Genomic DNA, 14,254 nt, shown 5'->3' with positions numbered 1-14,254 from the left:
ACTAATTAAAATTTCTTTATTTAACGCCTTTTCAACGATACACAAAAAAGGGATACAGTATACTGTATCCCTTTTTGTGTATTATTTATACGCTAATTTCTTCATTGTTCTTAAGCAATTGATAAATATAGTATCGTTCTGATGTTGGAATTGTGATACGTAATTGACTTTCTAACTCATTCAATCCACGATTCATTACTACATTATCTGTAACGTTCTGATAAATCCGTTTTGATTCCTCATCAATTTTCAATGGCTGCTGCAAGATTCCTCGTTCGATCGTTCCGGCCATGTGCATTACGAAATTTACCATTAATGCATATTCAGAAGAAACCCCATCATTAGTAATGATGGTTTTTGCTAAACGCCAAAGCGGATCGATCAGTTTATTCGGATTAATAAAAGTAAAGCTTTCCTCCATAAACTTGATACACAATTCCCGTGCTTTGTTTGCATCTAACACAACTTCTTCTTGTTCAGACAAATCATTTTCCAGCAATAGCTCATCTAAAATCTGATCAGCTTTTTGATTGATAAATTTCTCCATTGGAATATATGGAGCACCAACTTTCGGATCCATGATCCCTGTCGTGGCTAAAATCTTGTATTCTTCTTTAAAGATAGGCACCTTTGTTTTAATGTCTGCAACCGCTAAAGTCAATACGTCAATATGCTTCAAATTTCGTTGCTGCAACGGTCGTTCAATAATTTCCTTTAAGCGTTGAGCTGTTCCTTCGCCAGAAGCACAAATAGCTAAAATCGCTTGTTTTTCCTGCGGTTCTGCTTTTTCATTCATTACGTGACCATATCCTCGAAAGCCTTGTAAGGACTCATACAATTCATCTACTCCTGAACCTAATACGCTTGATTTCCGAGCAGCTTCGATAAGTAAAGGAGTTGTGACCATATCTAGCGTACAAACTTCGATTCCAGTATCTTTTTGAATTTCTTCATTAAATGTAGCTAATGATCCCATATCTACCATGATTAATACTCCGCTGCCCTCATCGATCTGAGTCACAGCTTCACGCATCTTTTCGTAAGCAACTCTTGGATGCATATCTAAGGGCATATCAACAGCAATAATATTCGTTACATCTAATAACTCACGAACGACTTGAGCCATTGAAGTAGCTGTACTATTCCCGTGAGCTGCCACGACTACACCGATTTTTCCTGAAGACTGATCTTCTCGTAAGGAAACAAGCAGAACAGTCAAATAGTATTCTTCACTGTCGGGAATATCCACTTGAAATTCTTTTTCAACTAAGCGACGAATTTCACGTGCTACTGCAAACTCTGTTGGATAATCCTTCGCCATTTCCCGAATATTGGCATTCGTCTCTCGCGTTTCTCCAACATGAATTTTTTTCAAGAAGGAAGAAATGTGAAGACTCATAGCATAAATAAAGTTTTGTTGGAAATGTGTATCTAAACGTTCACTAACTAAAGCGGCAATTTTGTTGCTGACATCGATCACATGCTTGTCAACAAACTCTGTCAGTCGAGTCTCCGTATCAAAAGTAAAGCCATGATCCTTATAAAATGATTTCAAATGAACATTAATATCCGTAGAAATAAAATGATTGATCGTTTCTTGATCCAAACCCTCTGTCTTTAGTAAAGCCGCTTTATCACCGATGATATCATATAAGTTATATGGCAATTCATAAGTGTCTGTTTTGATTAACTCATCGATCTCATTGGGGGTGACCACCATCTCTGGCTCAAGATATGGCGATACATCTGTTGATTTGATTCGATCAGCGGAAAGCTGTACCAATCCTGCTTTGATCCCTTCAGTCAGGTCATTTAGAGTAATATGAATCTCTTCTTGCATCATATGATTCATGAACCCGCGGGCGCAAATTAATTGTACATTGGACTTCAGCTGTCCGACATTCCCGTAAGAAACGCTGCCTAATAAAGCTTTCACAACATCTTCTGTCAAGGTGATTTTCCTTTGAATTCGATTAGCCTCCATTGCCACCATTACACGAACTAAGTCCAATTGTTCAGCCGCTGGCCGACTGCCAAATGCCGGCATTTGAATATTGATCGGAATACGTCGAACAAAGGTGTCTAATAATGCTGAATGGGGGTCTTCTGTTGTTGCTCCAACGATTCGAACATTCGCAAAACGATTTTTGCCTGTTTCACCAAGCCGGCTATAGGTTCCATGATCCATAAAATAGAAAATCATTTCTTGTCCTTCTGGCGGTAAACGGTGAATCTCATCTAAGAACAGCATGCCGCCATCGGCTTGCTGGATTAAACCATCTTTTTCTGTGTCTGCACCAGTGAAGGCGCCCTTTTCGTAACCAAATAAGTGACTCATCAACAATTCAGGATTATTTGCATAGTCGGCACAGTTGAAAACGACCAATTCGCGATCCGCTTCTACTACTCCTTCTGTCTGAGCAAACTGAAACATAGCATGGGCAAAAAAGGTTTTCCCCGAACCAGTTGGACCGGTAATCAAGCAATTCAATCCACGAGGTGGATACAATATTGCTGCTTTGGCTTGCTCTACTGCATTACGCATACTTCCAGTAGAGCCGATAATTTGAGTAAATACATTGCCGGTATTTTTATTTAGAATTTTCTTCTCCGGCGGCTCCACAACACGGGCGTGCGTCTGAGGGACTTCTGCGTCAAACGACGTTGCTGCTGATTGGTTCGAAACAAAATAGCGAACAGGTCTTCCTTCACTTTTGCTTAAATGACCATCCTTAACAAGAAGATTTAAATCTTTACTAGCATTTGTCCGTTGAATATCCAATGAATCCGCTACATCTTTCGTCGTTACATTTGCATTCTCTGAAACAAAGCGATAAATGCGGTCAATCCGTCGTTCCATTCAGTCACCTTCTTTATTAGTGTATTCTATATTATCAATCATCTATAGTTTTTATTAAAATGTCAAATATTTCGCTACAAAATAATACACTATATTTTTTGAAAATGAAAGTTTTTGGGATTTTCTCCCAATTAACCTTAAATATACTTAAGCTTTTTTACCTTTTTCTTTGGTATTATGTTTTCCGTGTCGTGTTTCTTCTATTATAATAGAAGATAACTTCGGTTCTTTTTCAAAACAAAAAAGAAAATTTATTTTTTACCAAAGCGTCTATTCGGGGAACTATTTTTCCATTTGCCAAGAAAGAGCCAAATTTTTATTGGATTTTGCCAGTCACTAAAAATCCGACTCGGTTAGTTTACTACTTCAATGTCACATGAATAATAAAAAATCTTACCTCAAAACGAGATAAGATTTTAACATACGCTCTTTGACCATTAACTCTTCCAAAGTGATTTTGAAAAAAGTAAAAGAATCGGGAAAATTTCCAGTCTGCCTGCCAGCATCGCAAAGGAAAGCGTCCACTTAGAAAAATCTGATAAAAAGCCAAAGTTTCCCGTTGGACCTACTGCCTTAAATCCAGGACCAACATTATTGATACAGGTTGCAACAGCAGAAAAGGTTGTTTGAAAATCAAGATTTTCCAAAGACAAAATAAGCAATGACGCTGCAAACACCAATAGATAGAGAACTAAATAAGAATAAACATTACTAATCGTTTTAGGTGCGATCGCCTCTCCTTCAAAATTCAAAGTCGTTACACTACGAGAATGGATCATTTTTTTCAACTCTTGGATAGCCTGTTTTGATAGCATAATGATCCGAGAAACCTTGATTCCACCACCGGTTGAGCCCGCACAAGCACCAATAAACATTAATAACAGCAAGATCGTTTGAGAAAACATTGGCCACTTGTCATAATTGGTTGTGGTAAAGCCTGTTGTGGTGATGATTGAAGCCACTTGAAACACCGCATAACGAAATGCTTTCAAATAAGACGGATACTGTGAAGCAATGTTGAGCGTAATCAAAAGAGTCGAACCTGCAATAATCGCTAAATAGCCTCGCAATTCTTCACTCTTCAGAACCGGAGCAATTTTTCCGATCAAAAAGAAATAAATCAGATTAAAATTGATTCCAAATAGAATCATGAAGACCGTAATAACGCCATCAATATACGCACTATTGTAAACTGCGATCCCTTCGTTAGACATGGAGAAGCCACCTGTTCCAGCAGTCGCAAACGAATTTAAAATACTGTCAAAAACTGGCATACCTCCCAGAATCAGCAAAATAATCTGCACTAAGGTCAACGCAGCATAGATCACATAAAGAATTCGTGCAGTCACTCGAACCTTAGAAACCAATTTACCAATAACAGGACCAGGCATCTCAGCTTTTAAGATGTGCATTGTGCGTCCAGAGGCCAGCGGAATGAAGGCGACAGTGAACACTAATATTCCCATACCACCAACCCAATGAGTAAAGCTTCGCCAGAATAGACTTGCATGGCTTAAGCCATCTAAATTAGATAAAATGGATGAGCCTGTCGTGGTAAAACCAGAAACAGTTTCAAAAAAAGCATCCGTAAAAGAAGGGATCTCTCCAGTAAGCATAAAAGGAAGGGCGCCAAAAACCGATAAAAGAACCCAGCTGACTCCAACAATGAAGAACCCTTCTCTAGCATAAATATTACGATTTTTCGGAAGCTTTCGACTCATTAATAACCCAACCAAGAAAACAAATACCGCTACGATCGCATAGGAAAGGCCGATGTGCTCTTGGTAGATGAAGGAGACTACTAACGGAAGAAGCAACAGAACCGCTTCGACCTTTAATAATTTTCCCAATGTGAATAGAACCATTTTTTTATTCATTATGATTCACCATTATTTCCTTACCAGATCATTTAAATTACAAATTTTCCGATTAGTTGTTATGACGACTAGATGATCCTTCAAGCGAATCTGGGTATCCCCCTTTGGAATCACAAAACCTCGTTCTCTTGAGATCGCCGCAATCAACGTATTATTTTTCAAATTAACCTCAGAAACTTTTTTATTTAAGAAGCAGGTTTGCGGTGTCACTACGAATTCCATCGCTTCCACCTCGTCATTGACTAAGCGATGAAGCGTTCTTACACCGCCGTCCTCGTCTTTATTGTTCTTTGCGCGTACAAAACGCAGAATATGTCCCGCGATAATATTCTTCGGCGAAATGATACTATCAATGTCTAATTGATCTAAGACGTCCATAAAATTCGTCCGAGTAACTTTTGCGACCGTTTTTTTGGCTTTCATTTGTTTGCCATATAAAGAAATCACGATGTTTTCTTCATCTAAACCAGTTAGAGCGACAAAAGCATCCACATTTTCGATTCCTTCTTCGATCAACACTTCCTCATCGCTGCCATCAGATTCGATGATCGTCACATCTGGGAGTTTTCTCGAAAGCTCTAAACAACGCTTCGGATTATTTTCAATAATTTTTACTTCGATTCCCTGCTCTACAAGTTGGCGCGACAAATAAAAGGCGATTCTTCCACCGCCGACGATAATCACTCGTTTTGTTTTTTGCTCAAATAAATTAATATCATGACAAAACCGAACTAAATCGCGATGTTGTCCCATCACATGGATGCGATCTCCTTGTTCAAGGACTGTATTGCCATCAGGAATGATCAGCACGTCTTTTCTGCGAACTGCGCAAATCAATACATTGGTTTTAGAAATCTTATACAAACGATTTAACGGCACATTGATCAATTTCGCATTTTCCCGTAAGCGGAACTCTGCCATCTCGATCTTACCGCCAACAAAGGTATCCACTTTAAACGCCGAAGGAAACAACAATATCCGACGAATTTCATTAGCAGCTTCCAGTTCTGGATTAATGATCATAGAAATCCCAAGCTGATCCCGCATAAAGGACCGCTGTTTTAAATAATCAGGGTTTCGAACACGAGCAATCGAATTTTTAGCCCCCATTTTTTTCGCCATTAAGCAAGCTAAAATGTTTAGCTCATCCGATTCTGTCACTGCAATAATGATGTCTGTATCATTAACGCCAGCCTCCAATAAAATATCATAAGAAGCTCCATTGCCTACAACGCCTAATACATCGTACTGATTGACGATTGCCTCGACCTTTTCAGCATGTAAATCAATGACAACTACATCATAATCATAGTCTTCATCAGATAAATGCTGAGTCAGCGCTTTGCCGACTTTTCCAGCACCCAAAACAATAATTTTCATTCTATCCTCCAGCTAAAAATTGATATTCTTATCCTCCATTCTAGCCTTTTCTACATAGGAAAACAACGGACTTTGCAAAAAGGATTTTTCCATAATTATTCAAAATAAAGCGATTTTTTGGTTTGTTCAAGAAAAAAACAAAACTATTATAAAATCCACACCATTTAAGGGAAAAAGTAAACAAAAATTTGCAAAAGGATACTTGTTTTTTCGACGAGCCTCTCCATCTGAATATAAAATAAAAAAGCACTCTAAGCAGAAATTACTACTTAAAATACTCTTTGCACATTAATCTACGCTATATTATCGCTGTGAGAAATGTAATGGCACCTAAAAAGATACCTGGTATATTCGCAACAATAATTGGATAATCTTTTTTCTTCTGCATCGTAGCATAGATGACCCAAAAGATACAGTTAATCATCGCTACTAAGGGTTGTATTGGATTACCTTTATTTCCATCTAAATTATTCATAATCTGTGGGGTATATGAAACATACATCATCACCGATAGAAACGAAGCGATCCTTCCAAAAATCAGTACTGTTCGATCCTTCTTATTCAATAAACACACCTCAAAACTTTTTTCATTAGTAAAATACTAACCCAAATAAAAAAAGAAGCGAAAAAAAAGCCCTAACCCTGTAATCAGGATTAGGACTTCAATACTCGATTAAGCTTCTTGAGCGACTGGGTATACAGACACTTGTTTTTTGTCGCGACCTTTACGTTCAAAACGTACCACGCCGTCAACTTTAGCAAACAATGTGTCATCGCCACCGATACCTACGTTTACACCAGGGAAAATTTTAGTACCACGTTGGCGATAAAGAATTGATCCACCAGTAACAGTTTGACCGTCAGCACGTTTAGCACCTAAACGTTTTGATTCTGAGTCACGTCCGTTAGAAGTTGACCCGCCACCTTTTTTGTGGGCGAATAATTGTAAGTTCATATTCAATAACATGAGCTGCACCTCCTATGATTTAGATTCTGTTTGGATCTCAATGAAATCCAAATATTCAGTTTCGATTGATTGCAAGCCTAATAATAAATGCTCCAGCAAAATTTGCGAGATATTCATCTGCTCTTGTGTCATGGAATCATCTTCCTTCAACGCTACATGAAGATAACCACCTTCAGCATCGTTGGTTTCGATATTCGGAGTGACACCTGCTAATGCATCCAAGCTATTTACTGTGCTGATGGCTAATGCGGAAACAGCGGAACAAACGATATCGCTACCGTAAGGACCGGCTTCAGCATGACCAGTCAAAGTAAATTCGCTGATTAGTCCTGCTTGATTTCGAGTGAATGTACCTTTGATCAACTTAGGCACCTTCTTTTTTATGCTTTGATTGAGTCAATGACAACTTTAGTGTAAGGTTGGCGATGACCTTGTTTACGGTGTGAATGTTTTTTAGGTTTGTATTTGAAAGTAACGACTTTCTTTTGTTTGCCGTGTTTTTCAACAGTTCCTTCAACAGTTGCACCTTCAACGATAGGAGCTCCTACTTTCGTAGATTCGCCGCCTACTAAAACTACTTGGTCGAAGACAACTTTTTCGCCAGCTTCAACGTCTAATTTTTCAATGTAGACTGCTTGACCTTCTTCAACTTTGATTTGTTTACCGCCAGTTTTGATGATTGCGTACATGCTTGTGGCACCTCCTTATAATAAATACTTAGACTCGCCATCCCAAGTGACCGAAGTTCTTAATAACTTGTTCTGTGCGGTTGTAGCTGTGAGTTCCACAATTACAACATTCATAGTTTACTAAAAAAGATAGGTCAAGTCAATGATTAATTATTGACGCATGCCTTGGTTTTTTCTACTATTAGGAGGATGACAAAGTGAGGCGAAGTAAATGGACTATCCAAATAGTTTGGTCACGTTCGTTGAAGAACGTTCAAAAGGATTTCAGCTTGAAGGCTTTATCGCCGGACAAGGACCGCTCCACCCGAAGTTGATGTTGGTTGGTGAAGCCCCCGGTCGTAAAGAAGTAGTAAATCACATTCCCTTTTCTGGTGCAGCGGGAAAAGAATTAATCCAAGTGATGGCGTCAATCGGGCTTACTCGAGAAAACACATATATCACCAGCGCAGTTAGAAGTCGTCCCTATAAAGTCGTGCAACGTTTAAACAAACGGACACAAGAAAACGAAATTGTTTATCCCAATCGAACACCAAATAAAAAAGAAATCCTAGCACATGCACCAATTCTGGATTATGAATTGGAAATAATTCAGCCAAAAATCATCGCGACTTTAGGCAATATTGGACTACAGCGCTTACTAGGACCAAAGTGGCAGATCAGCGAACGACACGGGGAAATTTACCATGGTCCTGTGTTAGAGCTGAACCGAGAACAGAATAACTATCAACCAACCAAAAAAGAATATACAGTCATCCCGCTTTTTCATCCGGCAGCGATTTTCTATAATCGTTCACTGAAAGAAAAAATAGCGACCGACTGGTTAAACATCGGAAAACTACTAGAGAAAGAGGAAATATAATGCGCAATGAAATGATGTACCGCCCAATTATTAATGAAGATATCCTGCACTATCTGCGAACAGAACAAAAACAACTGACTGGATCACTAGGCGAATTAGAAGAACTGGCTCATGAAAATGGCGTACCTGTAATCCCACATGAAACGGTAGTCTTCCTGCAATTTTTATTAAAACAAAAACAGCCAAAAAATGTCTTAGAGATTGGTACCGCTATTGGTTTTTCAGCTAGTTTGATGGCGGAAACCCTTGGCGAAGACGCAAAAATAACGACCATCGATCGTTTCCCTGTCATGATCGAAAAAGCAAAGAAAAATTTTGAAAAACTTGGTTTAACTGATCAAGTCACTCTATTAGAAGGAGATGCGGCAGATTTACTCAGCAGTCTAGAAGGTCCTTACGATTTTATTTTCATGGATAGCGCGAAATCAAAATACATCACCTTCTTGCCGGAATGTCTGCGTTTATTATCAGACGATGGGGTGTTGATGGTAGATGATGTTTTCCAAGCAGGCACGGTGCTGCAGCCGATCGAAGAGATTCCACGTAAAAATCGTTCGATCCATCGGCATTTAAATGAATTCTTAGAGGAAATTACTAAATCATCAGAGCTTACTTCCACCCTACTACCTTTAGGTGATGGCGTAGCACTGATTTCTAAAAATAAATAGATGTATGGCGGAAATTTGAATCTTTTTTGAATTTCCGTCTTTTTTACTTGTACCTGAGAAAAATCGGCGTACACTAGGAAACTGAAATGGAGGAATTGCCTATGAAAAACAAAAAAATCGGGAGCATCCTAGCAATTTTAGTCGTATGCATCCTCGGAATACTCCTTTTCGAAGCAAAAGATCATGTACACGCAATAAAGAATGGGGACACCTCTTTAGCGATTCCAGCACCAGTGATTATGGTTCCGGGAACCAATGGGGATGTTGATCGCTTCGATAGTTTGGTTGATTCATTAAAACAAACGGAAAAAGGTGTGGAGGAAGTAAAAATTACGGTAAATAAAGATGATTCTATCACCTCTTCAGGCCATTTTACGAAAGAGACAAAACAGCCCATTATCGCCGTCGCCTTTGAAGATGGTTCAGATCCCTCATTACCGAAACAATCTCGTTGGTTTCAACAGGCTTTAGCGTATGCCGAAAAAAAATATACGTTTAACACTTATGATTACTTAGGCTATTCAAACGGCGGATTGATCATTACCGGTTATTTGGAGAATGAACAAAAAAGCGATGATCCTGCCCTCTATCATTTGATTACACTAGGTACACCTTATAATGATACCTCTTGGGAATACAATGACAACAGCAACTCATTCACCAAACCAAAGGCCAAAAGTGAATTACTGAATTATTATTTGAAAAACAAAAAGAATATTCCTAAAAACATCACCGTTTATAATATTGCCGGTAACGTTGATCATCAGAACACGGACACCACTGTGCCGCTAACGAGCGTCTTGGCTGGCCGTCTGATTTATGGAAATAGTGAAAAATATAAGGAAATAATTGTCGAGGAACAAGCAGATCACGGATCACTCATCGAAAATCCTAAAACATTGAAACTGATCAAGGAATATCTTTTCGAATCAGTAAAATAACGAATTAGGTTGACAAGCAAAGGTAGTTTTTCTATAATAGTTCTTGTTGCAAAACTACTGTCACAGTAGCTCAGCTGGATAGAGCATCCGCCTTCTAAGCGGACGACTGTCCATGCGCCTAAACTACCATTGTTCCAGTAGCTCAGCTGGATAGAGCACTCGCCTTCTAAGCGAGCGGTCGGGGGTTCGAATCCCTCCTGGAACGTTCTAAGCGTTGATACATCAACGTTTTGACAATTTAACGAGGAGTTAGCAAGAGGAAATTTTTGCTACCACTTGTCTCAAAATGATCTGTTAGTTGACCTCGAAATCTGCTAACAGATTTTTTGTTTTCTCGAAAAATCATCAAAAAACCTCGTTTCTGCTAACACTTTTGCTAACACTCTTTTTTTCAAATTCCTAAACTTTTAATCCTTCTAAATCCGTTTCACTCACTTCGCCATCCAAAGACAACAATTTTTCTTTAACATCAGCAGGCAATGATTGAATGATACTCATTATTTGAAGATTTTGATCAAGTTCATTTTTTTCAACAAGATCACTTTCATAAAAAGATTGATTCATTTTTTCTGCATTGTGCCTGCGATCTTCATCAATGATATGAGTATAAACTTCTGTAACCATATCAGCCTTAGAATGTCCTGTATCACCTTGTACACTCTTTATATCGCCATTGGTCATTTTAAGCTTGTAATTCGTGCTTAAATGGCGCAGACTATGGAATTCAACCTTTGGCAAATCAAACTCCGTACAGAGCTTTCTAAGCCGCTTCCCAATTATTTTGTTTTCAACTGGACTACCATCTTCATGAGAAATGACTAACTTATGATTGTGATACTCTGATCCAAAAAATTTCTTCAATGACTTTTGTTTTTCTTTGTGTTGAACCAACATTTTTGCAACAGTTCTGGGTAACCAAACAGTTCTACGACTAGAATCAGTTTTAGGTGTCATTAAAACTAGGCTAGTTTTATTCTTCTTATTAGAAGGAAACACCTTGATAATATCTTTTTCACGTAATTGCTTGATTGCATTTTTAGATACTCTTGACAGTTGCTTTTCAACAGTTAGCCTAGCAGTTCCATTTTCAATTGATTGTTCATCAATAATAAGGTTACTCCAAGTTAATCCAAGAATTTCTCCAATTCTAAGAGAACAAGCAAAAGCCAAATGCATACACAATCTTAAAAGATCGTCCTCAGTCTTCTCAATAGCTAGTTTGAATGTATCAATTTCCCAAACTCTTCTTTCATATTTAGGAATCTTAGGTAATACGGCCATTTTAGCTGGATTTGTTGAAGTAGGTGGGAGGTATTCCCATGCGATAGCTTGATTAAGCGCAGAACGAATCAAATCATGAATTTTCTTGATATTTGCAGGCTGCAATGTTTTTCCATTCGTAGGTCGATTACCAGTAGCTTCTTCAACATCTAAAAGCTCATGATAGAACTTAGATAATTTTCGAGTTGATAGTTCATCAAGTTTTATATCCCCGATTAAAGGATTAATATAATTATTGATCAAAGCTTTCTTGTTTCTATACGTTGTAACTGACCAATTAGCTTGTCCATAAATATCAACATATATCCTAATAAAATCGCTTAAAGAAATTCTTTCACTTGTTTCAGTATCAGTATTCTGAGTACCCTCAGCAAATTCTTTTTCATCAGGAACTAGAACTGATCCATGCACTGATTGATAGTATTCGATGAACCTCTTACGTTTGTTCGCTTCTGATTTTGAAGAGAATGAATCCCACTTCTGTTTACGTTTCTTTTCCTCGTTGATATAACTATAAACTACAACTAACTTTTTATTTCTCGGTATGATTGATGCCATTAAAAATCTCTCCTAGATAGATAATTAAGCATCAGCAAAGTTGTTCAACCATTGATCGAAAGATTTTTTTGAAATACGTATAATTTTCCCAATCCTTACATGTCTGAAAAGATTTTCATGAACCAAAGAATATGCAGTTTTATTACTAATGTCCAGAATTTGGGCAATCTCATTAATAGAGTATGTTTCTTTTGTTGCACTATTTTGATTTTCTATTTTAATCCCTCCAATGGCAAATAATAGAATGTAGTAGCATTACCATTATATCAATATTTACAGTGTTAATCAGCAGGTAATCATATCTTTAAATCCCTTCTTAATACAATAAGCAATAAAACAAGGTGAATCATTTTTCTCAGGATATACTCGTTTGTTTCACTTACATACAATTTTTTAAACACTTTTAAACCGCTCTAGGTAAAGCGCATAGGTTTTCACCTCTCCTCAGTCTACGGGAGCCTTGCGGAAGCATCTTGGTTTCTATCATCATCGTTGCATCTTAATTACCTAAATCAAGTCTTGTGTTAGCTAGTATTCGCTCTTTAAAGTCATGGCGTAACTACACAATAGCTCAAATGATAGTTCATGTAATTTAAAAGTATAGTATTCAATTTTCAAGGAACAAGAGGCATTATTTTCGCCTTCACTAAATAAATAGACGAAAGCAAATATTTTGAAACCAAAAGTTTCTAAATATTTGCTTCAATGAATTACTTGTCTAAATATTTTTCTATTTCAAATGTCTGGACTGCAAGGATGAATTGCATTGATAGTTCTTGAAAGCAATCTTGATTCATTATTTTTAATGGATCAATCGAATTTTTTATAAGTAAAGGCTTAAACGATTCATATAGAGCTGTCATTGCATCTTCATCACCAGATTTAGCTTTTTTTATCAATGGAACTAGATTGTTTGTCATTAAATCACTCCGATCAAAGAAATACATGTAACATACTTCTTGGCGGAGACTTGTTCCGTAATTCACAAGTTAAGCGTAATAAATGCTTTTCAGTTTATTCAAAATCTTTCTCTTTTTCTTCGAAATCATTTGACTACTAACCGAAAAATTTTTCCCAATATCCATATCTGATCGTTCATTCAAAAATTTCTCGCGGATTATCTGTTTTTCAAAAAAATCAAGAGAGTTTAATCCTTCAAAAATTAATTCTTGAAATGTTATTTTTTCTTCAATATTTCCATAAAAACAACTCATTGAGTTCCAATCATTTTCAGTCTTTTCTTTCACGCTATCAATGTTCTCAATCAATTCCTGATTTTCGTGAAAAAGAATTTTATTATATTTATGATAAAATGCTTTTGCCTTTCTTTCTATTGCTATAGTAATATAACGAATGAATATATATGTTATCTCCAATTCAGTCATTGGATCCCCTCCCTTCTCGATTCGTAGGTAATTTATATTGCCAGTATCCACGATGAGCTTTTTGAATTGGTAAAGACTGTACATTTTTCATTTTAGGGAGAATGATATTAGTTAAGTTCTTTAGAGATATGGAAAGTTCATATTCACTTGTTAGTTTTTCTAATTTTTTTATATTTTCCAAGGAAATAGTGGATCGCTTAAGATTTGAAACAATATTTTTTGAAACTCTATTAAACGAGTTAAAATGTGCTGTCTTATTGTTTCTATAATAATTCTGATATTGAACCTTTTCATTTTCCAATGCGCATAGCCTTACTTCTTTAATTTGAGCAAATCTATCCCCATCTTTCTCAAGTTTCTCCATTCTCATTTTTATATCAAAATATTGTTTGGATAGTTCCCACCTTTCTGATACTATTTCTTGCACTAGTTGATAAAGCACATTTTTATCTTCATAAATAAACATAAAGAATCCCTCCTACTAAATAAATAGGAGGGGCATCACTTTTTGAAACCAATATATCCATTTTTTTGAATTTTTTTGTGAATCAAAATTGCATATTGATAATCTTTTCTTCACAGATATTCAATCAGCTTTTCCTTCGGGATTTTACTGAATATTTAATAATTCTAACTTTATTATCAAATAATTCTTTTTCGATTGCTTCTATATTCTTAAAATAGTTTATTATTCTTTCATTTTTAGAGATTCTTTCAAATATCGAAACGGACTTTCTGATCACTCTTACTCCTCATTTCCAATAAAGGAACTACATTTATATATATGAT

The 14,254-nt window shown here is 36.9% G+C and carries 15 protein-coding genes, 1 tRNA gene and 1 other annotated feature; of the genes, 4 read left to right on the top strand and 12 right to left on the bottom strand.

Annotated elements, in window-relative coordinates:
- Positions 1–85 precede the first annotated feature (85 nt).
- The 7 genes from OMU_RS13215 to rplU all read right to left on the bottom strand — a co-directional run bounded on the left by OMU_RS13215 (position 86) and on the right by rplU (position 7,773).
- On the bottom strand, positions 86–2,860 hold the full coding sequence (locus OMU_RS13215; protein WP_016180395.1) for a sigma-54-dependent transcriptional regulator: 2,775 nt from the start codon (positions 2,858–2,860) through the stop codon (positions 86–88).
- Between the two features lie 437 nt (positions 2,861–3,297).
- Positions 3,298–4,737 (bottom strand): TrkH family potassium uptake protein, encoded by a 1,440-nt coding sequence (locus tag OMU_RS13210; RefSeq protein ID WP_016180394.1) that lies wholly within the window; start codon positions 4,735–4,737, stop codon positions 3,298–3,300.
- Positions 4,738–4,749: 12 nt separating this feature from the next.
- Complete coding sequence (gene trkA / locus OMU_RS13205) at positions 4,750–6,117, bottom strand: Trk system potassium transporter TrkA (protein ID WP_016180393.1); 1,368 nt, start codon at positions 6,115–6,117, stop codon at positions 4,750–4,752.
- Positions 6,118–6,415: 298 nt separating this feature from the next.
- Positions 6,416–6,682, bottom strand: coding sequence for a SemiSWEET family transporter (locus OMU_RS13200; RefSeq protein ID WP_016180392.1), 267 nt, complete (start codon positions 6,680–6,682; stop codon positions 6,416–6,418).
- 108 nt (positions 6,683–6,790) lie between these two features.
- A complete protein-coding gene (rpmA, locus tag OMU_RS13195; protein WP_010745708.1) occupies positions 6,791–7,084 on the bottom strand; it encodes a 50S ribosomal protein L27 in 294 nt (97 codons plus the stop codon).
- Positions 7,085–7,096: 12 nt separating this feature from the next.
- Positions 7,097–7,447 (bottom strand): ribosomal-processing cysteine protease Prp, encoded by a 351-nt coding sequence (locus OMU_RS13190; RefSeq protein WP_016180391.1) that lies wholly within the window; start codon positions 7,445–7,447, stop codon positions 7,097–7,099.
- 17 nt (positions 7,448–7,464) lie between these two features.
- Positions 7,465–7,773, bottom strand: a complete 309-nt coding sequence (rplU, locus tag OMU_RS13185) for a 50S ribosomal protein L21 (protein WP_010740661.1) — start codon at positions 7,771–7,773, stop codon at positions 7,465–7,467.
- A 20-nt stretch (positions 7,774–7,793) separates the two neighbouring features.
- Positions 7,794–7,865 (bottom strand) — a sequence feature (ribosomal protein L21 leader region).
- Positions 7,866–7,984: 119 nt separating this feature from the next.
- Here rplU and OMU_RS13180 point away from each other — a divergent pair.
- The 4 genes from OMU_RS13180 (at position 7,985) to OMU_RS13165 (ending at position 10,446) form a co-directional block, all read left to right on the top strand.
- The gene (locus OMU_RS13180; protein ID WP_016180390.1) at positions 7,985–8,632 is read left to right on the top strand and encodes a uracil-DNA glycosylase; all 648 of its coding nucleotides are present in this window, start codon (positions 7,985–7,987) and stop codon (positions 8,630–8,632) included.
- Positions 8,632–9,300 carry an O-methyltransferase gene (locus tag OMU_RS13175; RefSeq protein ID WP_016180389.1) on the top strand — a complete coding sequence of 223 codons (669 nt, stop codon included), beginning with the start codon at positions 8,632–8,634 and terminating at the stop codon, positions 9,298–9,300. The genes OMU_RS13180 and OMU_RS13175 overlap by 1 nt, the downstream gene beginning before the upstream one ends.
- A gap of 101 nt (positions 9,301–9,401) precedes the next feature.
- Positions 9,402–10,241 (top strand): alpha/beta hydrolase, encoded by an 840-nt coding sequence (locus tag OMU_RS13170; protein WP_016180388.1) that lies wholly within the window; start codon positions 9,402–9,404, stop codon positions 10,239–10,241.
- A gap of 131 nt (positions 10,242–10,372) precedes the next feature.
- Positions 10,373–10,446: transfer RNA gene (locus tag OMU_RS13165), tRNA-Arg, on the top strand.
- 194 nt (positions 10,447–10,640) lie between these two features.
- Here the strand turns inward: OMU_RS13165 and OMU_RS13160 are convergent.
- The 5 genes from OMU_RS13160 to OMU_RS13145 all read right to left on the bottom strand — a co-directional run bounded on the left by OMU_RS13160 (position 10,641) and on the right by OMU_RS13145 (position 13,931).
- Positions 10,641–12,080, bottom strand: a complete 1,440-nt coding sequence (locus OMU_RS13160) for a site-specific integrase (protein WP_016180387.1) — start codon at positions 12,078–12,080, stop codon at positions 10,641–10,643.
- A gap of 24 nt (positions 12,081–12,104) precedes the next feature.
- Complete coding sequence (locus OMU_RS23745; protein ID WP_123864156.1) at positions 12,105–12,257, bottom strand: helix-turn-helix domain-containing protein; 153 nt, start codon at positions 12,255–12,257, stop codon at positions 12,105–12,107.
- A gap of 533 nt (positions 12,258–12,790) precedes the next feature.
- Complete coding sequence (locus OMU_RS13155) at positions 12,791–13,000, bottom strand: helix-turn-helix domain-containing protein (protein ID WP_010740666.1); 210 nt, start codon at positions 12,998–13,000, stop codon at positions 12,791–12,793.
- Between the two features lie 69 nt (positions 13,001–13,069).
- Entirely contained in the window at positions 13,070–13,465 is a 396-nt protein-coding gene (locus tag OMU_RS13150; protein WP_016180386.1) for a sigma-70 family RNA polymerase sigma factor, read from the bottom strand.
- Positions 13,458–13,931, bottom strand: coding sequence for a hypothetical protein (locus tag OMU_RS13145; protein ID WP_016180385.1), 474 nt, complete (start codon positions 13,929–13,931; stop codon positions 13,458–13,460). The genes OMU_RS13150 and OMU_RS13145 overlap by 8 nt, the downstream gene beginning before the upstream one ends.
- Positions 13,932–14,254 lie beyond the last annotated feature (323 nt).

Source organism: Enterococcus avium ATCC 14025 (genome assembly GCF_000406965.1).
GTDB classification, from domain to species: Bacteria; Bacillota; Bacilli; order Lactobacillales; family Enterococcaceae; genus Enterococcus_A; species Enterococcus_A avium.
Note: the sequence above shows the minus strand (reverse complement) of the source record. Positions and strands in the feature narration are given on the sequence as shown.